Genomic DNA, 20483 nt, shown 5'->3' with positions numbered 1-20483 from the left:
CGGCGGCGACGCTGCCCGGGGTGGGGCGCAGCCCGGCGTAGAACAGCGCGTACGCCACCGCGGTGGTGACCACGCCCAGGTGCAGCAGCAGCGCCACGGTGTCGACGCGCACCGGCACGCCGACCCCGGCGACCAGCGCCACCGGGGCGAGCGTCAGCGCGCCGATCACGGTGGAGATGGTGGTCAGCGTCATCGGCGCGGTGCGCTGCGAGACCTGTCGGCTGATCAGGGTGGTCACGGCGTAGCCGAGGCCGGACCCGGCCGCCGCGAGCAGGCCGAGCAGTGGGGCGGGCGCCGCCGCGGTGGGCTCCGCGGTGGCGCCGGTGATCAGCGCGAGACCGGCCACGGCGGCGACCAGTGTGCCGAGCCGCAGCGGGCCGGGGATCCGGCGGGCCCGCGCCGATTCCCAGGCCGCGGCGAGCACCGGGGCCAGGCCGAGGCTGACCACGGTGGCCACGCCGACTCCGGCCAGCGCCACGGCGGCGAAGTAGAGCGCCTGGTAGAGGCCGAGGCCGACGCCGGTGAGCAGCAGCGGCACCGGTGCCGCGCGCAGGGCGGCCAGCAGCGCGCCGAGCCGGCCGGCGGTGCACGCCAGCAGGACGAGCGCGGCGATGGCCAGGCGGTGGAAGCCGATGCTCACCGGGCTGAGCCCGGTGCTCTCGCGCAGCAGTTGCACCGCCACGCCGGTGGTGCCCCACAGCACTCCGGTGACGGTGATCTGGATCAGGCCGGTGCGGGCCTGGGTGACGGCCGGGGCGGCCGGCGGGAGGGTATGGGAGGTGGACACGGGCGCGCTCCGAGAGGGTGAGCCGTTGACGGGGACGACGTCGACGGAGCGCGTACGGCGAGGTGGCCGAGCCGGTCAGTCACCGGTCGGCGGGAGGCGCGGCGCTCCGGTCAGGAGCGCGGCGGGGGCAGGACGCCCAGGAACGGCCGCATCGGACGACCGTACCCCAGGAGGCGGGGATCAGGCGGGGCGCGCGCCGACGGCGTCGCGGATCTCGGCGCCCTCGGCGCCCTCGACCGCGCGGGCGCAGTGCCCGCAGCAGAAGAACCGGCCGTTGACCTCCACGCCGTGCCCGACGATCTTGATCTCGCAGTGCTCACAGATCGGTGCCAGTCGGTGGATCGCGCACTCGAACGAGTCGAAGGTGTGCACGTCGCCGCTGACCGTACGCACCTCGAACGCCATCCAGTAGTCGTTGCCGCAGACCTCGCAGGTAGCCACAGAAACCCCCGTATCAGGACATGTACCTTCAGAATGCCGCGTCTGGCGGCGGGTGCGGGCGGAATGCCACCATCCGGGCGGCCCGGGCGGCGTGTCGGCTCCGGCGTGTCGTCCGTTAGGCCGGGTGAACCGCCGCAACACCGGGAGGGATCGCAGTGATCAAGCGCAACAAGCTCTTCGGCAACCAGACCCGGGTCACCTTCTGCCTGCCCCGGGACACCCCGCCCGGCCCAGTGAGCGTGGTGGGCTGCTTCAACGGTTGGGAGCCCGGCCGGCACGAGCTGGTGACCCGCCGCGACGGCACCCGGACGGTGACCGTGCGGCTCGGGCCGGGGGAGTACCGGTTCCGCTACCTCGCCAGCGGTGGGGTCTGGCTGGACGACGAATCAGCCGACCAGGTCGACGACCGGGGCGGTCTGCTCCGGCTCTGACGGAAAACTCGTCATCATCGATGTATTTATCGATGAGGGTCTTTACTGTTAACAAAGTTTAAATTACGTTGAGGGGCACCCACCGGACCTGGAGAAGGAGCTGCCCCGATGCGTCGAAGAATCACCGTCCCCCTGGTGGCGGCGGGGGCCGTCGCCGCCACCCTCACCGTCGCCGCGCCCGCCCAGGCGCACGGCTACGTGTCCGCCCCACCGAGCCGGCAGGCGCTCTGCGCCCAGGGCCGGGTGCCCGACTGCGGGCAGATCAAGTACGAGCCGCAGAGCGTCGAGGGGCCCAAGGGCCTCCGCAGCTGCAACGCGGGAATCGCCCACTTCGCCGTTCTCAACGACGACAGCCGGGGCTGGCCGGCCACGTCGGTCGGCAGCTCGCTGACCTTCACGTGGGTGAACACCGCCCGGCACGCGACCAGCAACTGGGAGTACTGGATCGGCAACACCCGGGTCGCCTCGGTCAACGGCAACGGCCAGCAGCCGGGGGCCACCGTCTCGCACAATGTCAACCTCGGCGGCTTCTCCGGCCGGCAGAAGATCCTCGCGGTGTGGAACATCGCCGACACCGCGAACGCCTTCTACTCCTGCATCGACGTGCAGATCGGCGGCGGAGGCGGTGGGCCCGCGCCCACGCCCACCCCGACGCCCACGCCCACGCCGCGGCCCACTCCGACGGCCACGCCGACCACTCCGCCCGCGCCGGGCGGCACCTGGACGACCGGCCGGGCGTACCAGGTCGGTGACCAGGTGACCTACGGCGGTCGGACGTACCGCTGCCGGCAGCCGCACACCGCGATCGCCGGGTGGGAGCCGCCGAACGTGCCGGCGCTCTGGAGTCAGGTCTGACCGCACGGGTGCGGCCCCGGTCGCACCCGTGTCGCCGTCCTCGCGTTGATCGGAGCACCCGGCATGACACGCCGAAGCCTGCTGGCGCCCCTGCTCACCGTGCTGCTGCTCGCCGCCGCCTGCGCCGGGCCGCCCGCGTCGACTCCGTCGGCCGCGCCCCAACCGGCTCCCGCGTCCCCGGCCGCGTCGGCGGCGGCCGGGGACGCGCTGAGCGGCATCGACGTGGTCTTCCTGAGCACGATGGTCGGGCACAGCGAACGCACCCTGCAGATCGTCCGGCTCGCCCGGGACCGGGTGCGCGACGGCTCGCTGCGCACCCTGGCCGCCGCCATCGAGGTGACCGAGGCGGACGAGCTGACCGCCATGCGGGGCTGGCTGCCCACGGCGGGGCCGGGTGCCAGCGCGGGCGGGCACCACCACGCCGGGCACGGGGACGACGCCGCGCTCGACCGGCTGCGGGCCGCGTCGGACGCCGACGTGGACCGGGTGCTGCGCGAGGTGCTCGCCGACCATCAGCGGGCGGCGGCCGACCTGGCCCGGGCCCAGGTGGACGTGGGCCGCAGCCAGCAGGTCCGCGACCTGGCCCGGCGGATCGAGCAGTCCCGGACCGCCGAGGTCGAGCTGCTGACCGGGCCGCCGGCCGCGCGGCGGTGAGCGGGGTACGCCGTCCGCCGCGCGGTGGCCGCTCAGGTCAGCGGGGTTCCAGCCGGATGGAGACCGAGTTGACGCAGTGCCGGGTGTCCTTCGGGGTGAAGCCCTCGCCGTGGAAGACGTGCCCGAGGTGGCTGTTGCAGCGGGCGCAGCGGATCTCCACGCGGGCCATGCCGAGGCTGCGGTCCTCGATTTCCTTGACCCGGCCCGGGATGGCGTCGTCGAAGCTCGGCCACCCGCAGTGCGAGTCGAACTTCGTGTCGCTGGAGAAGAGTTCCAGCCCGCAGGCGCGGCAGTTGTAGACGCCAGCGGTCTTGGTGTCCACGTACTCACCGGTCCACGGGCGTTCGGTGCCGGCCTCCCGCAGTACGTGGAACTCCTCGGGGGTCAACCGGACCCGCCACTCGTCCTCGGTCTGGGGCAGTTCGTTGTCGTCAAGACTCACGCCCCAACGGTACGTCGAACGTCGGGGGCGTGGCATAAGGTCGCGGGATGGGTGGCACCAAGGCAGCGGTCGCCGAGGTCGAGGTGGCCGGGCACACCGTACGGCTGAGCAGTCCCGACCGGGTGATCTTCCCGGAGCGGGGCTTCACCAAGGCGGACGTCTTCCACTACTACCTGGCGGTCGGCGACGGGATCATGCGCGCCCTGCGGGACCGGCCCACCACGCTGCAACGCTTCCCCGAGGGCGTCGAAGGCGAGATGTTCTTCCAGAAGCGGGTGCCGACGCGGGGCGTGCCGCCCTGGGTGACGACCGCGGAGATCACCTTCCCGAGCGGCCGGAGCGCGGCGGAGCTCTGCCCGGCCGACCTGGCCCACGTGGCCTGGGCCGCACAGATGGGCACGATCGTGTTCCACCCGTGGCCGGTGCGCGCCGCCGACGTGGACCGCCCCGACGAGCTGCGCATCGACCTGGACCCGCAGCCCGGCACCGACTTCGCCGACGCGGCGCGCGCCGCCGGGGAGGTCCGCGCGGTGCTCGACGAGCTGGGCGCCACCGGCTGGCCGAAGACCTCCGGCGGCCGGGGCGTGCACGTCTACCTGCGCATCGCCCCACGCTGGACGTTCACCGAGGTGCGCCGGGCAACCATCGCGCTCGCCCGGGAGGTGGAGCGCCGCTGCCCCGAGCTGGTCACCACCGCCTGGTGGAAGGAGGAGCGGGGCAGCCGGGTCTTCGTCGACTACAACCAGATGGCCCGGGACCGCACGATCGCCTGCGCGTACTCGTTGCGCGCCAACGCGCGGGCCACCGTCTCCACCCCGGTCACCTGGGACGAGCTGCCCGACGTCGACCCGGACGACTTCGACCTGCGCACCGTCCCCGCTCGGCTGACGGAACGGGGCGACCCGCACGCCGGCATCGACGACATCCCGTGGGACATCACTCCGCTCCTGGAGTGGGCCGAGCGGGACGCCGCGGCCGGCCAGGGCGACCTGCCGTACCCACCGGACCACCCGAAGATGCCCGGCGAGCCCAAGCGGGTGCAGCCGAGCCGCGCCAAGCGCGCCCCCGACGGCTCCGCCTGACAGGCGTCGCGCCTTTTTCTGGCTCGCGCCCGTCACGACCGGCGCTCGACCGGACATGAGGTAGACGTGAGCTTCGGGACCGAGCACGAGGACCGCTTCCGACGCGTCTACGCGGCCAACTTCGAGCCGCTGCTGGCGTACGCCATGCGGCGCGTCGAGCAGCCCGAGGACGCGGCCGACGTGGTCGCCGAGACCTTCCTCGTCGCCTGGCGGCGCAGCCGGGAGATGCCGGCCGAGGCCGAGGTCCGGCTCTGGCTGCACGGCGTGGCCCGGCGGGTGCTGGCCAACCACCACCGCGGCGGCATGCGCCGGGGACGACTGGGTGAACGATTACGGCAACGGATCAGGGCGGCCGTCACGGTCGACCCGGGCAGTGAGGTGCCCGAACGGCTCGCGGTCCGGGCCGCGCTGGCCCGGCTGGGCGAGGTCGACCGGGAGGTGTTGATGCTGACCTTCTGGGAGGGCCTGGAGCCGCGCGAGGTCGCCACGGTCCTGGGCGTGAGCCCGGCCGCGGTCCGTACCCGGCTTTCGCGGGCCCGGGCCCGGTTGCGCGAACTCGTCGGTGACGATCTCGGGCCACCCGGACATGTACTCGACGTCATGGCCGTACGAGCGTCAGAGGAGGGCAGATGACCGACGAGCACCTCGACCGGATGGTCCGAGACGCCGACCCGCACCGACCCGATGTCATCACCCACCTCGACGCGGCCGCACAGCACCTCCTGGAGGAGATCATGTCCACGCCGACCCTCGAACCCGCGGCCGAACCACCGGCCGTACGGTCCCGCCAGCGCCGTACGGTGCTGAGCGGTCTCGTCAGCGCCAGCGCCGCGGCGGTCGTTCTCGCCGTCGTCTTCGCTGTCTCGATCATGAATGCGGATTCGCCCGCCGGCCCCGAAGCGTCCCCGCAGGTCGGTCCCACCTCCGAGGCGACGACAGCAACCTCCTACTCGGCGATGGTCCTCAAGGCGGCCGAGGAGAGCCCGCGCCTGTTGATCGACCAGCCTGGCTGGAAGGCGACCACCGTCTACGGGTTCGCCGAGAAGGAGGGCACCATCGCCTTCCGCAACGGCGAGGTGCAGTTGGCGATGAACTGGTACCCCGCCGGCCAGTACGACGGCTACCACAGGGATCGGCTCCACGTCAGCGAGCCGGAGCCGGTCAAGGTCGACGGCTGGCCGGGCGACCTGTTCCGGTACAGCGCGAGCGACTTCGCAGTCATGCTGAAGCCCCGCGACGGTTCCTTCGTCGAGCTCCGTACCGGGGGCGCCTTGACGCGGAACGAATTCGACCGGGTTCTGGCCGACGTGGTCCGCGTCGACGCCCGTACCTGGCTGGCCGCCCTTCCGGCGGAGATCGTGACGCCGGGGCGGGTGGACGAGCAGGCGGCCAAGATCCTCGCGGGTGTGCCGCTCCCTCCGGGCTTCGACGCCGCGGCGCTGGGCGACCTGGGCGTCAACGACGCCTACCAGTTCGGCGCCAAGGTGACCAGTCGCGTTGGCTGTGGGTGGATCGCCGAGTGGCTGCGCGCGAAGCAGGCCGGCGACGACGCCGCGGCGAAGCGGGCCGTCGACGCTCTGCGCAGCAGCCACACGTGGAAGGTGCTGCACCAGATGAACGACGAGGGCGACTGGCCGGAGGTGTTCTGGGAGACCGCCGACGAGGTTGCCGCCGGGAAGCGGCCCGCCGGGTACCGGGAGGCCCTGGGCTGCGAGTGACCGCTCCAGGCCGTCGAGCGGCTTTCGGCCGGGCGCCGAGGATCAGCGGATCCTCGGCGCCCGTTGTCGTCGCGAGCGGCAACATTTTCCCGAACCTATTGACTTTCGATAGGTACCGAGCGAAGATCGATGCATGGTCGTAGAGCATCGAGCGGTGTTTCCGCTCAGAGTCTTCCTCGTGGTGCTGTTCGGGGTCCTGGTCATGTTCCAGACCTTCTCGCTGCCCGGGCAGTTCGCCCACATGGCGAAGGAGTCGCCGGACTTCGCCTACCTCAGGTGGCCGGCGACCGCCGTGACGGTGTTCTGGGTGCTGTGCGTCCAGGTGGTCATCGTGGCCACGTGGAAGCTGCTCAGCCTGGTCGAGAACGACCGCATCTTCACGGAGGGGGCCCTCAAGTGGGTGGACGCCATCGTCTGGGCCGTCGCCGCTGCGTGGGTCGTGCTCGTGGGCGTCTTCCTGTACGTCGGGTTCAACGCGGCTGACCCGGGACTGCCACTCCTGCTGTTCCTCATGACGACGGGCGTCACGGTGCTGGGGCTGCTGATGGTGGTGATGCGCGCACTGCTGCGGCAGGCCACCGCCCTGCGTACCGACATGGAGGCGGTGATCTGATGCCGATCATCGTCCGCATCGACGTCGAACTGGCGAAACGCAAGATGAGCGTCGGTGAGTTCGCCGAACGGGTCGGCCTCACGCCGGCGAACGTGGCCGTCCTGAAGAACGGCCGGGCCAAAGCTGTCCGCTTCAGCACGCTGGAGGCCATGTGCCGGGTGCTCGACTGCCAGCCCGGCGATCTGCTCGAGTGGGTCGAGGAGGAAACCCCGTGAAGTACGTCCTCGTGATCGCCGTCATCCTCGTCGTCGCGCTCGGTGTCGCGGGCATCGTGCTCGGGGAGGCCGATGACTCTCCGGGCCTCCAGCTCCTGGGCGTCGTGATCGTCGTCGGCGCGATCGCGTTCGGCGTCCGGAGCGCCCGACGCGGCAGGTAGCGGCGCGGCCCAGCGCCGCGCAGCCCGGCCCGATCCGACCGAGCTGAACCGGTGTCCCCGCGTAACGATCAAGTAACGGGCGCGAACCTTTCCCGGTAGATGACCTGTCTTGATGGTCGTCGGCCCGCCGGGGCCAGGGGAGGCGTCGGATGAAGTTGGTGTGGAGGCGGGCTCGCGAGGCGCGCGGTCTGCTGGTTGCCGCGGTGATCGCCGCCCTGGTCGCCGTCGCGTTGGTCACCGGCCTTTCCGACTACAACCGCCGCGCGGTGGACGCCGGGCAGCGGGCCCTGGTGGCAGCCTCGCCGGCCGAGGAACGCGGCCTGCTGGTCAGCGGCTCCAGTGGACGCGACGCCGCCGATTTCGCCGCCCGGGACAAGGCCGTCCGGGCCGGGTTCGCCGGCGGGCTCGCCGGCGTCCCGGTCACCGTCGGCGCAGCGCGGTACGGCACCGGCCGGGAGCTGACCGGCGACCTCGGATCCGTGCCCCGCACCGACGACGAGCCCGTCTTCGCGAACGTGGCCACGTTCGACGACCTGGCCGGGCACGCGGAGCTGACCAGCGGGGCGTGGCCCCGGCCCGGGGCGAACCCGATCCAGGTGAGCCTCCCCGAACGGGTCGCCGGCCAGCTGGGCCTGAGCGTCGGTGAACGTGTCCCCGTGCGCGACCGGTCCGTCGAACGGCGCAGCGAACTGGTGGTCGCCGGCATCTGGCGGCCCCGTGACCCGACCGACGCGTACTGGCTGCTGGCCCCCGGAGTAGGAGCGGGCAGCGTCGGCTCCAACACCTCGTACGGGCCGTTCGCGCTCGACCCGGCTGACTTCGCGACCACCTTCCCGGGCTCGGTGTCGGCGTCCTGGCTGGCCGAACCGGACCTCGCTGGCGTCGACACGGCCGACCTGCCCGCCCTACGCACGGCTCTCACGGCTGCCGCCGCGGCGGTCCCCGAGGCTGCCGAGCTGGGCTCCTCGGGGCAGGCGATGACCAAGATGGAGCTGCTGCTGGACCGGATCGCCCGAGCCGATCTGGTGGGCCGCTCCGCGCTGGCCACCCCGCTGCTGCTCATCCTGGTGCTCGGCGGGTACGCGCTGGTGCTGGTCGCCGCTCTGCTGCACGAGGACCGCCGCCCGCAGACGGCACTGCTGCGTGCCCGCGGCGCCGCTCGCCGGCAGCTGGCCGGCCTGGCCGCCCGCGAGGCCACCCTGGTGGTGGCCCCGGCCGCCCTGCTGGGGCCGGTGATCGCCGGGGAGGCGTTACGGTTCGTCCGGCCCGGCGGGTCGGCGGAACTCTCCACCGCCGGCGGTAACACCACCCTGGTCTGGGCGGCTGCCGCGGCCACCGCTGCCGGCTGCCTGGTGGCGATGGTCCTTCCGACGCTGCGCGGCGCCGGCACGTACGTGGCCGACATGGCCGCCCGGTCCCGGCCGAACCGGGCGGCGAGCGTCCAGCGCGCCAGCGTCGACCTGGTGCTGGTGGCGCTCGCCGTGCTCGCCTGGGTGCAGCTGCGCCAGTACGCCTCCCCGCTGGCCGGCTCGGGCGGCCGGCTCGGGCTCGACCCGCTGCTGGTCGCCGCCCCGACGCTCGGCGTGCTGGCCGGTGCCGTGCTGGCGCTGCGGGTGCTTCCGCCGCTCACCCGTTTCGCCGAGCGTTTCGTCGACCGGCGCCCCTGGACGGCCACCATGTTCGGCATGTGGCAGGCCGGTCGGCGTCCACACGCCGGCCCGGTGCTGCTGCTCGCCCTCGCCGTCGGCGGGAGCACCCTGGCCTGGTCCCTGATCAGCACTGGCGAGCGGTCCCAGGTCGAGCAGGCCGGTCACACGGTCGGCGCCGACCTGCGGGTGACCGAGCGGGCCGGTTCCGCCCCGCCGACCCGGGCCGGTCAGATCGCCGCCCTGCCGGGCGTGGACCGGGCGTTGCCGGCGTGGCGCGACGAGATCCGGGTCGGGCGCGAGGATCTGCCGGTGACGGTCGTGGGCCTCGACTCCGCCAGCGCGGCGGGCGTCGTCCGGCTCGCCGACCGGCTGAGCGACGAACCGATGTCGAAGCAGTATGGGCGGATGGTCGAGGCCCGGGGCGGCCCCGGCGGAATCGAGCTACCCGCGGACAGTCGTGCGGTCACCGGCACGGTCCGCACCCCGGTTGGCAAGGCCGTCCGGCCGCACCGGATCGCGGTGGCGCTGCTGTTCACCAGTGCCAACGGGCTCGCCTTCCGGCTGCCGGCGGTCGACGCTCCCAGCGACGGTCGGGCCACGCCCTTCACCGTGCGCCTGCCGGACGTGGGTGGGACGCGGCTGCGGCTGGCCGGGTTCGAGGCCGACGGTGGGCCGGCCGCCGGCACCTCGTACCGGCTCGAGGTCGATGGCTTGACACTGGTCGGCGCGGACGGCACGACCCGGCCGGCGGAGCTGACCGGCGACTGGGTGCTGGGGAGGTCCGGCGAGCCGTCCCTGCCGGCGCAGCCGAGCGCCAACGGGGTCGCCGGCGAACGGCACGTGGAGCTGATTCCGGGCGGCCAGTTCGCCTACCAACCGCAGACCCGGTTCGCCATCGTGCCGGGAGGGGAGAGCGCACCGGTCCCGGTGCTGATGACCCCCGGGGTACGCGAGGCGTTGAGCCTGCGCATCGGCGACACCGTCCCGCTGGCGCTCTCGGGAGCGACGGTGCAGGTCTCGCTCGTCGGGGAGTTGACGTCCGTCCCCAGCACCACCGGTGAGGGCGTGCTCCTGGACCTGCCCTCCGCGGTCGATGCGATGATCCGCGCCGGTGGCACGGTTCGATCGGTGCCGGAGTGGTGGGTCGGCGCCGACGACGCGACGGCCGCCGGCCGGGCGGTCAGGGAACTGCCCGGGGTCACCGTGCTGGACCGGGAGGCGGTGATCGAGTCGGCCGCCGAGGACCCGTACTGGCGGGGATCGCGTACCGGCATGCTTGCCGCGGCGCTGGGTGCGGTGCTGCTCGCCCTGGTCGGCCTCATGGTCGACGTGTGGGCCACCGCCCGCCACCGGCTGGGCGAGTTCGCGGTGCTGCACACCCTGGGCGCCACGCCCCGGCTGCTGGCTCGGGCGCTGCTGGCCGAACAGACCTTCCTCGCCGGCATCGGCGTGGGGGTGGGGTTGCTGCTCGGCGCCGCGGTGGGGGCCACCATGGCACCGCTGGTCATCCTCACCCCGGCCGCCGGCCGGCCGGTGCCCGCGGCGACCTTCGTGCTGCCCTGGGTGCCGATCGGCCTGACCGCGGCCGGTCTGCTGCTGGCGGCGCTCGCCTTCAGCGCGTTCATCGCCACCGGCATCCGGCAGCGGGTGGCGGCGGTGCAGTTGCGGATCGGGGGAGAACGATGAGCCGGCGCGACGTGCGACCCGGTGACCGGGCACGACGGGGGAGTACCCGATGAGCATCGGTGCGGCCGTCCGGCGGGTCCGGACGTACGGCGGGCAGTTCCTGCTCTTGGCGGTGTTGACCCTGGTGGTCACGCTGCTGGTCAGCGGGGTGCCGCGGCTGGTCAACCGGCTCGCCGAGCAGGGCCTGCGGGAGCAGCTGATCAGTGAGCCGGCGGCCCGTCGGGACATCTCGTACACCTCCGGGGCGGGCACCGCGGGGGAGTCGGTCATGGCCGACGTCCGCGAGCGGTTCGACGCCCTCGGCGGGCAGCTGCCGCCGCGGGTGTCGTCGGCGGTGGCCGACCGGTGGTACAGCGTGGACGCCCTGCCTGGCCGGGTGAAAGGTCCCGACCTGGCGGCCCGCAACCTGATGGTCGACCTGGGTCTGCGTGCCGCGCCCGGCGTCCGGGAGGCCGGCACCCTGGTCGAGGGCTCGTGGCCGAACGACACGGTTGTCGCCGACAGGCCGATCGAGGTGGCGATCGACGCCGACGTGGCCCGCAAGGTCAACCTTCGGGCCGGCAGCCAGCTCCAGCTCGGCGCGATCGATCCCACCACCGGTGCCCTCGACGATCCGATCCCGGTCGTGGTGGCCGGGCTGTTCCGCCCCGCCGACCGCGCGGACGGCGTCTGGGACGGCCTGCCGCCGCTGCTACGGGTGACCGAGCCGCGCGGGGACGGCGAGCCGTTCATCATCGTGGGAGTGGTCGCCGAGGCGGCCCTCAGCAAGCGGGCGGCGGCGGGATGGCCGGTGAGCGCCAACTGGCGTTACCGGCTGGGCGTCGACCGCATCGACGCGCGCTACCTGGACCAGCTCATCGACGACCTGCAACAGGTGCAGCGCGACGCCCCGACCGGCCTGACGCTGACCCAGGGTGTCGACGTTCCGCTGCGGTCGTTCGCCGCCCAGGTCAACGCCGCCCGGACCCTGCTGGCGGTGATCGCGGCCGGTGTGTTCGCCACCCTGGCCGGGCTGGTCGTGCTCGCGGCCACCCTCGCCACCCGGCGGCGCCGCGCGGAGTTCGCGTTGCTGCGCGCCCGCGGTGGCGCGGCCACCGCCGGCGCCCGGCGCAGCCTCGCCGAGTCGCTGCTGGTCGTACCGGTCGCGGCGGCGCTCGGCTGGTGGCTGGGCACCCTGTTCCCCGGCGACCCGGACCCGACCGCGCCGTACGCCGCGGCGGCGACCGTGCTGGTCACCCTGGCGCTGCCGCTGGCCACGCTGGCCGTGCCGGCCGGTGGGGCGGCCCGGCGCGACCTGATCCGGATGCGCCCGTCGGCGCGCCGGCTCACCGTCGAGGTCTCCCTGCTGCTGCTCGCCGGGCTCGCCGCGGTACTGCTGCGCCGGCGCGGCCTCACCCTCGGCGAGGTGGATCCGCTGCTGGTGTCGGTACCGGTGCTGCTCGCCGTCGCGGTGGCGGTGCTCGCGCTGCGGGCGTACCCCTGGCCGTTGCTGCTCGTCAGCCGGCTGGCCGCGCGGACCCGGGGCAGCGTCGCCTTCCTCGGCACGGCGCGGGCCGGCCGGTCGGCCGTCGCCGCCCCGCTGGTCGTCGTGGTGCTGGCGATCGGCACCGCGGCGTTCTGCGGGGTCGTCGCCGCCGGTGTCGACGCGAGCCGAGACCGGGCCGCAGAGCAGTCGGTCCCGGCCGACGCGCTGATCCGGGGCGAGCGCTTCGCCCCGGACACCGTCGACGCGCTCACCCGCCTGCCCGGCGTCCGGGCCGTGACCCCGTTGGTGAGCGAGCCGGACCAGCGGCTGACCGCCGATGCGCTCGGCACCAACGCGGAGCTTCGGCGGGTGACGGTGCTGCTGGTCGACGGCCCAGGCCTGGAGTCGGTGAGCCGGGAGTCCGAGGTGGATCTGCCGATACCGTCCGCGCTGCGCGCCGCCCGGGCCGAGCCCGGGGCGCTGCCCGCCATCGTCTCGCCGGCGGTCGCCGCGGACCTGACCCGGGCCGGGTTGGCCGACTCGGCCTTCATCACCGTTCAGGGCCAGCAGTACGAGTTCCGGACGGCCGGCACGGCGCAGAGTTTCCCGCTGTTGTCGACGAGCGCCAGCCGGTTCGTCATCCTGCCCTCGCAGGCCCTGCCGGCGCGCAACACCACGCCCGTGCCGACCAGCCTGCTCGTCGCCGGCGACCGGCTCGACCCGGAGGCGCTGCGCCAGGCCGGTGACCAGGGGCAGCTGCGGTACCAGCAGACCGGTGCGGTGACCGGGCGCGAACGCCCCATCGGGGCGACGGTCGACACCCGAGCGCACGTTCGACGGGTGCTCGGCGACGGCGGCGCCAACGGGGTGCTGGCCTTCGGCTTCGTGGCCGGGGCCGTCGGCGGCACCGTGCTCGGGTTGCTGGCCATCGCGTTCACCGTGCTGGCCGGGGCGCGAGCCCGGGGCCAGGTGCTGTCCCGGCTGCGCACCCTCGGCCTGTCCCGCCGGCAGTGGCGGGGGCTGCTGCTGGTCGAACTGACCCCGCTGGTCGCGGTGTCGGTGCTGACCGGTGCGCTGGTCGGCGCGGTGCTGCCCCTGCTGCTCAACCCGGTGCTCGGCCTGTCCGCGTTCACCAGTGGTGTGCCGGTCCGGGTGGCCTTCGAACCCAGCCTGGTCGCCGCGGTGCTCGTGCTCGGGGCGGTCGCCCTCGGCTTCGCGGTCGCCGTCGAAGCCCTGAACAACCGCCGGTTGCGCCTCGGTGAGGTGCTCCGGCTCGGAGAGGAGAGCTGAGATGACCGCTACCGCCCAGACTCCACTGGTGCCCGACCTGGCCGCTCTGCAACAGCGGGCCGCGCAACGCGCCGCCGAGCGGGCCGGCGGCCAGGACCGGCTCCGTGGGCACATCGTCTGCGACGGCCTGGTGCGCATCTTCAAGACCGAGGGGGTGGAGGTGGTCGCCCTGCAGGGGCTCGACCTGGTCATCGACCGGGGTGAGCTGGTGGCGATCGTGGGCGCCTCCGGCTCGGGCAAGTCGACGCTGCTCAACATCCTGTCCGGCCTGGACACCCCGACCGCCGGTATCGCCCGGGTGGCCGACTACGACCTGCTCGCGCTGTCGGCCAAGCGACGGCTGAGCTACCGGCGGGAGCTGGTCGGGTTCGTCTGGCAGCAGACCGGCCGCAACCTGCTGCCGTACCTGAACGCTCTGGAGAACGTCGAGCTGCCGATGCAGCTGGCCGGCAAACGGTCCCGGCGAGGCCGCCGGGAACGGGCCCGGGAACTGCTCGACCTGGTCGGCGTGGGCTACTGCGCGGACCGGCGGCCGGGGCAGCTCAGCGGTGGCGAGCAGCAGCGGGTCGCGGTGGCGGTGGCGGTGGCCAACGACCCCGAGGTGCTCTTCGCCGACGAGCCGACCGGCGAGCTGGACGAGGCGACCGGCGCGGAGGTCTTCGGGGCGCTGCGCACGATCAACGCCGAGCTGGGTGTGACCATCGTGGTGGTCACCCACGACCACGCCGTGGCCACGCAGGTCCGCCGGACCGTCGCGATCCGCGACGGCCGGACGGCCTCAGAGGTACGCCGGACCGCGCGCGTCGGCGCGGACGGCAGCACCGAGCTGGTCAGCGAGGAGTACGCGGTGCTGGACCGGAACGGCCGGATGCAGCTGCCGGCCGCGTTCGTCGACGCGTTGGCGCTGCGGGAACGGGTTCGGCTCGATCTGGAGCCGGACCATGTGCAGGTACGGCCCGGTGACCGGGCCACGGGTGGGCAGGAGGCACGGGCGTGAGCCGTCGGAACATGGTGGTGACTGACGCTTCCGGCGTTGGCGGGGCCGACGGACGGGCCGGGTCCGCCACCGGCGAGGTGGTCCGGGTCAGCGGTGTGAGCCGGACCTTCGGCCGCGGCGAGCACGCCGTGCACGCCGTGCGGGACGTCTCGTTCGGCGCCTCCCGAGGCGAGCTGGTCGCCATCCGGGGCCGCTCCGGCGCCGGCAAGACCACGCTCCTGAACATCATCGGCGGGCTGGACCGGCCCGACAGCGGTCAGGTGGTGGTGGCCGGGCACGAGGTGACCGCGGCGGGTGAGGCGGAGCTGTTGCGCCTGCGTCGGGGCACCGTCGGTTTCGTGTTCCAGACCTTCGGGCTGGTGCCGATCCTCTCCGCCGCCGAGAACGTGGGCGTGCCGCTGCGGCTGGCCCAGGTGCCGGCGGCCGAGCGGGAGGAGCGGGTCTCGGTGCTGCTGGAGCTGGTGGGCCTGGGCGGGCACGCGGCGCAGCGACCGTACGAACTGTCCGGCGGGCAGCAGCAGCGGGTGGCGGTGGCCCGCGCGCTGGCCAACGAGCCGGACCTGCTGATCGCCGACGAGCCGACCGGTCAGCTCGACTCGGAGACCGGGCGGTCCATCATGGACCTGCTGCGCGCGGTGGTGCACGCCCGTGGCATGACGGCCCTGGTGGCCACGCACGACCCGGCCCTGATCGACCTCGCCGACCGGGTGCTCAACCTGCGTGACGGTCGCCTGGTCGACGGCTGACCGCACGCCGCCGCAGCCTGGCTCGCTGGCGGCTGGCTAGCGTGCGGCGGCTGGCGGGCTGGCGGGCTGGCGGGCTGGCTGGCGGTGGCGGTGGTGCGCTCCTCGGCGGCAGAGCCGGTCAGAGAGCCAGCTTCATTCCCTCGTGGCTGGCCACGAAGCCGAGGCCCAGGTAGAAGCGGTGCGCGTCCTCGCGGCTCTTGTCCGTGGTGAGCTGCACCAGGGCACAGCCGCGCTGCCGGGCCTGGTCGACGGCCCAGGCCATCAGGTCGCGGCCCAGGCCCTGGCCGCGCCGGTCGGAGCGGACCCGGACCGACTCGATCAGGGAACGCTCGGCGCCGTGCCGGCCGAGCCCCGGGATGTAGGTGATCTGAAGGCACCCGACCAACTCGCCGCCCTGCTCGGCGACGATCAGCTGGTTGCGCGGGTCGGCGCTGATGTCGGTGAACGCCCGCTCGTACGCCTCGTCGACCGTGGTGAAGTCGCGGGCCTTGCCCAGGACGTCGTCGGCGAGCAGGGCGATGACGGCCGGCAGGTCGGCGCGGACCGCCTCGCGGTAGATCACATCGGTCATGCCGTGAGCCTGACACAACGACATCGGCGGATGGGTCGGTGCCGCTTGCCGATGCGGGGCAGCATGGGCGGCATGGAAGCCCTGCTGCTGCCCTTCCGCTGGATCTACCGGGCGTTGGTCTGGTTCGCGAACTCGCCGCGCACCCTGATCACGTCGTACCTGCTGATGATCGTGGTGGCCGGGGTGATCTATGGCGAGGTCGAGCAGCGCAGCCCCGCCGACGCCGTCTGGTGGGCGGTGGTGACCGCGTCCACCGTCGGGTACGGCGACATCTCGCCGACCAGTTGGGCGGGCCGCACGCTCGCCGCGCTGCTCATCTCGACCATGGTCCTGCTGGTCATCCCGCTGATCACCGCGCACTTCGCCAGCCGGCTCATCGTCGACGACGACGCCTTCGAGCACGAGGAGCAGGAGCAGCTCAAGGCCGACGTACGCCGGATGCGGGCGCTGCTGGAGGAGTTGGCCGCCCGGCAGGGCATCGAGCTGCCGCCGCTGCCGCCGACCCGGACGGTCACCGGGCCGGGCAGCGCAGCCCCTCCCTGGGAACGGTCAGGTCGATCAGGTAGGCGTCGACCGCAGCGGTGATGCAGGAGGTCTGCGGGTAGGCGGTGTGCCCCTCACCCTCCCAGGTGAGCACTCGGCCGACGCCGAGCATCGAGGCGAGCCGACCGGTCTGCTCATAGGGCGTCGCCGGGTCACCGGTGGTGCCGACCACCACGACCGGCGGCGACCCGGCCGCCTGGCCGGTCGGGTACGGGTCACGCTTGCCCGGCCACTCGACGCAGCTCAGCATGCCGACCGCGAGCGCCGGCCCGAACAGCGGATACTTCGTGCGCCACTGCGACTGCAACTGGCGGATCTGCTCCCGGCTCGGCTTCTCCGTCTCGTCCGCGCAATTGATGGCGAGGTTGGCGTCGAACAGGTTCGAGTAGTGCCCGTCGGCCTCCCGGCCGGCGTACGCGTCGGCGAGCCGGAACACGTCCTTCGGGTCGCCCTCGGCCAGCCGGTCGATCGCCCGCGCCAGCTCCTGCCAGCCGGACTCCGTGTAGAGCGACGAGATGACCGCGTAGAAGACCCAGCCGGCGGTGGCCTCCCGCCCGTCGTCGCCGCGTACCGGGGAGACCCGGGCCTTGTCGATCGCCGAGGTGACCGCGGCTCGCGCGTCCGGGGCGATCGGGCAGCGGTCGGCGTTGGCGGCGCACCAGCGGGTGAAGTTGCCGAAGGCCCGCTCGAAGCCGCGGGCCTGACTCTCCGACCCCGCCACCAGCCGCTGCCGCGGGTCGACCGCGCCGTCGAGGACCAGAGCCCGCACCCGCTGCGGGTAGAGCTGGGCGTAGATCGCGCCGAGCAGCGTGCCGTAGGAGTAGCCCAGGTAGGTGAGTTTGTCGTCGCCGACGGCGGCGCGGACCGCGTCCATGTCCCGGGCCGCCTGCTCGCTGCCGTAGAGCGGCAACTGGTCGCCGTACCGGTCGCCGCAGCCGCGCCCGATCCGCTGGCTCAGCCCCACGAAACCGTCGAACGCGGCCTGGCTGGTCGGATCGGGGTCGTAGCCGAAGCTCGCGTCCAGGTTGGCGTCGGAGATGCACTTGACCGGGCTGGACCGGCTCACCCCGCGCGGGTCGAAGCCGACGATGTCGAAGCGTTCGGTGATCGAGGCGGGCAGGCCGCCGAACTGGGTGCCGAAGGAGAGGTAGACGGCCGTGTCGACGCCGGAGCCGCCGGGGCCACCCGGGTTGACCACGAGCGAACCGACCCGGTCCCGTTGTTTGGTGGACCGGGCCCGCAGCAGAGCGATCTCGAAGGTCTGCCCCGCGCCCGGGCCGGCGGTCGCCCCGCCGCCGGTGCCCCAGTCGCGCGGCACCGCGATCCGGGCGCACTCGTAGCGCATGTCCGGGGCGCCCCGCCCGACCAGCTCGTCGGCGACCTCCGGGCAGGCCCGCCAGGCCGCCGCGCCACCGGCCGGCGCCGCCTCACCCTCCACCTCGGTACGGGGCGCGAAGGCCGGCAGGGTGCAGCCGGCGGTGAGCAACGCGGCCACGGCGAAGGCGGCGAGACGACGACGGACCCGGCGACTGGTCGCCATCCGAGGTTGGTCGACGGTGCGGGTCACGTGGTCCTCCGGGGTCGAGTCGACGGCCAGGCTACGCCGGGCCGGCGGCGGCCCGGTCCACGGTGGTCGCCGGGTCGCCGCGCAGCACCTGGTCCACGTCGAAGCGGATCGGGCGGTCCAGCTGGTCGTACCGGCAGGAACGGGCGTCGCGGTCCGGTCGCCACCGGACGAACTGTGCGGTGTGCCGGAACCGGTCACCCTCCATCGCGTCGTAGCCCACCTCGACCACCAGCTCCGGGCGCAGCGGCTCCCACTCCAGGTTCTTCGTGCCGGTCCACCTGCTCACCCCGCCCGGGATGCGCTGCCCGCGCTCGTGGTCGCCGTGCACCCACGGGTGCTCGCCACCGATGTCCCGGTAGGGCGCCAGCTCGTCGAGCAGCTCGGCCCGCCGGGCCATGCTGAACGACGCGCTCACCCCCACGTGGTGCAGCACCCCCGCGTCGTCGTAGAGGCCGAGCAACAGCGAGCCGACCACCGGACCGGACTTGTGCCAGCGGAAGCCGGCCACCACCGCGTCCGCGGTGCGGGCGTGCTTGACCTTGACCATCAGCCGCTTGCCCGGCTCGTACGGCAGGTCCGCCGGCTTGACGATCAACCCGTCCAGCCCGGCGCCCTCGAAGACGTCGAACCACCGGCGCGCGGTTTCCGGATCGGTGGTGACCTGGGTGACGTGCACCGGCGGACGAACCCTGGCCAGCGCCTCGACCAGCCGTTCCCGGCGACGCGGATAGGGCTGGTCGAGCAGCGCCTCGTCGCCGATGGCCAGCAGGTCGAAGGCGACGAAGTCGGCCGGAGTGGTCTCGGCCAGCAGCTTCACCCGGGACGCGGCCGGGTGGATGCGCTGGGCCAGCAGCTCGAAATCCAGCCGGGGCTGGCCGCCCGGGCCGTCCCGCCGGATCACGATCAACTCACCGTCGACCGCGCACCGCTCGGGCAACTGCCGGAGGGCCTGCTCGACCACCTCCGGGAAGTAGCGGGTCATCGACTTGCCGCCCCGGCTGGCCAGCTCGACCTCGTCGCCGTCGCGGAACACGATGCACCGGAACCCGTCCCACTTGGGCTCGTACGTCATCCCGGGCGCGGTGGGCAGCTTGGGGACGCTCTTGGCCAGCATCGGCTCGACCGGGGGGTTGATCGGCAGGTCCACGGCGACCAGTCAATCAGACGCTGCCGACAGTCGTGAGGCAGATCACCGTGGGCGGCGGGGTGGCGTGTCCGCCTCCGCGCCGCTCGTCCTGTCCGGGCGAATCAGATAACCGAAGGTCAGAGCTAGTTTCGCGAGGTGTCCGAGTGGGTCTGTGACTGCTGCGGGCGGTGGCGGGTGAGCGTCGAGCTGATCCGGGGCCGCTACCGGTACCGACTGATTCGCCGTTACCCGGAGCGGTTCGGCGGTGGCAAGAACGTGCTCGGCGAGGCCGGATCGGTGTCCGAGTTGGCGGAGCTGCTGCGCCGGTGTACCCCGCTCAGCCTGGCCGACCTGCACGAAGCCGCCTGACTCCCGGCGGCCGGACCGCAACGGGCCCTCCAACGGGCCGGCCGGCGGATGCCGGCGTCACGATTCACCGGGCAGTCTCGTCCCCGAGGCGCGGCGGCGCCGGGCGGCCCGCCGGGGAGGAGACGCGATGCGGTTCGAAGCCGGCACGGAGATCGCCGCCGACCCCCAGCGGGTCTGGGCGGTGCTGGTCGACGTGCAGCGGTGGCCCGAGTGGACGGCTTCGGTACGCCAGGTCCGGCGGGGGGAGCCGGGACCGCTCACCGTCGGCGCGACCGCTCGCATGGAGCAGCCGAAGCTGCGGCCGGCGGTCTGGCGGGTCACCGAGCTGACCGAGGACCAGACCTTCACCTGGGTCTCCGACACGCCGGGGGTGCGCACCCGCGCGGAGCACCAGGTGCTGCCGCTGCCCGGTGGGCCCACCCGGGTCGAGCTGGCCATCATCCAGTCCGGGCCGCTCGCCGGGCCGGTCGGCTGGTGGTACGGCGGTCTGCTGCGCCGCTACCTGCGGCTGGAGGCCGACGGGCTCAGGCGTCGGTGCGAACAGGGCTGACCGACGCCGGTTTCTCCAGCACCGCCAGCCGGATGCCGTTCGGGTCCGGCCGGTGCGCCACGATCCGATAGCCGTGCCGCTGGTACAGCCGCAGGTTGCGGGCGCTGTCCGCGCCGGTGAACAGGGTGAACCGCTGCGCCCGGCCGGCGCAGGCCGCCTCGATCGCGGTGAGCAGCCGTCCGCCGACACCCAGGCCCTGCTGGTCCGGGGCGACCGAGAGCCGCCCGACGTGCGCGGTGTCGCCGTCCAGGTGGGCCCGCACCGAGCCGACCAGCCGGTGCCCCACCCGGGCGGCCAGGACGGCGGTGGGACCGGCCAGCACCGCCGCGACCTCGTCCAGCGTCTCGGTCAACGGCGGCAGGAACGGATCGGAGTAGTGCTGCGCCTCGGTCAGGTAGGCGGCGCGCTGCACGGTGAGGATCTCGCCGGCGTCCGCGACGCCGGCCGGGACGATGCTCGCCTCGACGCTCATCGGGGCAGCACACCACAGCCGTCGTCGGTCTCCACCGGCGGCCCGGACGCGCC

At 73.6% G+C, this 20483-nt stretch carries 23 protein-coding genes; 16 read left to right on the top strand and 7 right to left on the bottom strand.

Annotation, left to right across the window (positions count from 1 at the left end; translation table 11 throughout):
• Together EAD89_RS24240 and EAD89_RS24235 are read right to left on the bottom strand one after the other, a co-directional pair.
• On the bottom strand, positions 1 to 787 hold a 787-nt coding region (locus EAD89_RS24240; protein ID WP_121677323.1), incomplete at its 3' end, for an EamA family transporter.
• A 180-nt stretch (positions 788 to 967) separates the two neighbouring features.
• Positions 968 to 1228 carry a Prokaryotic metallothionein gene (locus EAD89_RS24235; protein WP_089017074.1) on the bottom strand — a complete coding sequence of 87 codons (261 nt, stop codon included), beginning with the start codon at positions 1226 to 1228 and terminating at the stop codon, positions 968 to 970.
• Between the two features lie 155 nt (positions 1229 to 1383).
• On the opposite strand from EAD89_RS24235, the gene EAD89_RS24230 reads away from it, so the two are divergent.
• From EAD89_RS24230 to EAD89_RS24220, 3 genes are all read left to right on the top strand, one after another.
• Positions 1384 to 1659 (top strand): isoamylase early set domain-containing protein, encoded by a 276-nt coding sequence (locus EAD89_RS24230; protein WP_121654007.1) that lies wholly within the window; start codon positions 1384 to 1386, stop codon positions 1657 to 1659.
• Between the two features lie 108 nt (positions 1660 to 1767).
• Positions 1768 to 2514, top strand: coding sequence for a lytic polysaccharide monooxygenase (locus EAD89_RS24225; protein ID WP_121677322.1), 747 nt, complete (start codon positions 1768 to 1770; stop codon positions 2512 to 2514).
• 63 nt (positions 2515 to 2577) lie between these two features.
• Entirely contained in the window at positions 2578 to 3168 is a 591-nt protein-coding gene (locus tag EAD89_RS24220) for a DUF305 domain-containing protein (protein WP_121654009.1), read from the top strand.
• A 37-nt stretch (positions 3169 to 3205) separates the two neighbouring features.
• On the opposite strand, the gene msrB is transcribed toward EAD89_RS24220, so the two are convergent.
• Positions 3206 to 3610 (bottom strand): peptide-methionine (R)-S-oxide reductase MsrB, encoded by a 405-nt coding sequence (gene msrB, locus EAD89_RS24215; RefSeq protein ID WP_121654010.1) that lies wholly within the window; start codon positions 3608 to 3610, stop codon positions 3206 to 3208.
• A 47-nt stretch (positions 3611 to 3657) separates the two neighbouring features.
• On the opposite strand from msrB, the gene ligD reads away from it, so the two are divergent.
• The 10 genes from ligD (at position 3658) to EAD89_RS24170 (ending at position 15232) form a co-directional block, all read left to right on the top strand.
• Positions 3658 to 4692 (top strand): non-homologous end-joining DNA ligase, encoded by a 1035-nt coding sequence (gene ligD / locus EAD89_RS24210; protein ID WP_121677321.1) that lies wholly within the window; start codon positions 3658 to 3660, stop codon positions 4690 to 4692.
• Between the two features lie 66 nt (positions 4693 to 4758).
• A complete protein-coding gene (locus EAD89_RS24205) occupies positions 4759 to 5325 on the top strand; it encodes an RNA polymerase sigma factor (protein WP_121677320.1) in 567 nt (188 codons plus the stop codon).
• Positions 5322 to 6410 (top strand): hypothetical protein, encoded by a 1089-nt coding sequence (locus EAD89_RS24200; RefSeq protein WP_121677319.1) that lies wholly within the window; start codon positions 5322 to 5324, stop codon positions 6408 to 6410. The genes EAD89_RS24205 and EAD89_RS24200 overlap by 4 nt, the downstream gene beginning before the upstream one ends.
• 154 nt (positions 6411 to 6564) lie before the next feature.
• Positions 6565 to 7023 carry a DUF2975 domain-containing protein gene (locus EAD89_RS24195; RefSeq protein ID WP_233579055.1) on the top strand — a complete coding sequence of 153 codons (459 nt, stop codon included), beginning with the start codon at positions 6565 to 6567 and terminating at the stop codon, positions 7021 to 7023.
• The gene (locus tag EAD89_RS24190) at positions 7023 to 7238 is read left to right on the top strand and encodes a helix-turn-helix transcriptional regulator (protein WP_007457017.1); all 216 of its coding nucleotides are present in this window, start codon (positions 7023 to 7025) and stop codon (positions 7236 to 7238) included. Before EAD89_RS24195 ends, EAD89_RS24190 begins: the two co-directional genes overlap by 1 nt.
• On the top strand, positions 7235 to 7399 hold the full coding sequence (locus EAD89_RS30820) for a hypothetical protein (protein ID WP_199723370.1): 165 nt from the start codon (positions 7235 to 7237) through the stop codon (positions 7397 to 7399). The genes EAD89_RS24190 and EAD89_RS30820 overlap by 4 nt, the downstream gene beginning before the upstream one ends.
• A gap of 149 nt (positions 7400 to 7548) precedes the next feature.
• On the top strand, positions 7549 to 10734 hold the full coding sequence (locus EAD89_RS24185) for an ABC transporter permease (protein WP_121677318.1): 3186 nt from the start codon (positions 7549 to 7551) through the stop codon (positions 10732 to 10734).
• A gap of 49 nt (positions 10735 to 10783) precedes the next feature.
• Entirely contained in the window at positions 10784 to 13489 is a 2706-nt protein-coding gene (locus EAD89_RS24180; protein WP_121677317.1) for an FtsX-like permease family protein, read from the top strand.
• Position 13490: 1 nt separating this feature from the next.
• Positions 13491 to 14486, top strand: a complete 996-nt coding sequence (locus EAD89_RS24175; RefSeq protein WP_121654017.1) for an ABC transporter ATP-binding protein — start codon at positions 13491 to 13493, stop codon at positions 14484 to 14486.
• A gap of 11 nt (positions 14487 to 14497) precedes the next feature.
• Positions 14498 to 15232, top strand: coding sequence for an ABC transporter ATP-binding protein (locus tag EAD89_RS24170; protein WP_121654018.1), 735 nt, complete (start codon positions 14498 to 14500; stop codon positions 15230 to 15232).
• A gap of 118 nt (positions 15233 to 15350) precedes the next feature.
• Here EAD89_RS24170 and EAD89_RS24165 read toward each other — a convergent pair whose 3' ends face one another.
• The gene (locus EAD89_RS24165) at positions 15351 to 15803 is read right to left on the bottom strand and encodes a GNAT family N-acetyltransferase (RefSeq protein WP_121677316.1); all 453 of its coding nucleotides are present in this window, start codon (positions 15801 to 15803) and stop codon (positions 15351 to 15353) included.
• A gap of 72 nt (positions 15804 to 15875) precedes the next feature.
• Between EAD89_RS24165 and EAD89_RS24160 the strand changes: the two genes are divergently transcribed.
• Positions 15876 to 16388: a potassium channel family protein gene (locus EAD89_RS24160; protein ID WP_121677326.1), complete on the top strand. Its 513-nt coding sequence runs from the start codon at positions 15876 to 15878 to the stop codon at positions 16386 to 16388.
• Here the strand turns inward: EAD89_RS24160 and EAD89_RS24155 are convergent.
• Complete coding sequence (locus EAD89_RS24155) at positions 16315 to 17886, bottom strand: alpha/beta hydrolase (RefSeq protein WP_121677325.1); 1572 nt, start codon at positions 17884 to 17886, stop codon at positions 16315 to 16317. The genes EAD89_RS24160 and EAD89_RS24155 overlap by 74 nt on opposite strands.
• Positions 17887 to 17944: 58 nt before the next feature.
• Positions 17945 to 19060, bottom strand: coding sequence for an ATP-dependent DNA ligase (locus EAD89_RS24150; protein WP_121677315.1), 1116 nt, complete (start codon positions 19058 to 19060; stop codon positions 17945 to 17947).
• A 135-nt stretch (positions 19061 to 19195) separates the two neighbouring features.
• On the opposite strand from EAD89_RS24150, the gene EAD89_RS24145 reads away from it, so the two are divergent.
• Together EAD89_RS24145 and EAD89_RS24140 are read left to right on the top strand one after the other, a co-directional pair.
• Positions 19196 to 19408, top strand: coding sequence for a hypothetical protein (locus EAD89_RS24145; protein WP_121654960.1), 213 nt, complete (start codon positions 19196 to 19198; stop codon positions 19406 to 19408).
• A 127-nt stretch (positions 19409 to 19535) separates the two neighbouring features.
• Entirely contained in the window at positions 19536 to 19958 is a 423-nt protein-coding gene (locus EAD89_RS24140) for an SRPBCC family protein (RefSeq protein WP_121677314.1), read from the top strand.
• Here the strand turns inward: EAD89_RS24140 and EAD89_RS24135 are convergent.
• Positions 19933 to 20430: an N-acetyltransferase gene (locus tag EAD89_RS24135; RefSeq protein ID WP_121654958.1), complete on the bottom strand. Its 498-nt coding sequence runs from the start codon at positions 20428 to 20430 to the stop codon at positions 19933 to 19935. The two genes, EAD89_RS24140 and EAD89_RS24135, sit on opposite strands and share 26 nt — an antisense overlap.
• Positions 20431 to 20483 lie beyond the last annotated feature (53 nt).

The organism is Micromonospora sp. BL4 (assembly GCF_003667505.1).
Taxonomy (GTDB): Bacteria; Actinomycetota; Actinomycetes; order Mycobacteriales; family Micromonosporaceae; genus Micromonospora.
This window is presented reverse-complemented; position numbering and strand designations above follow the sequence as displayed.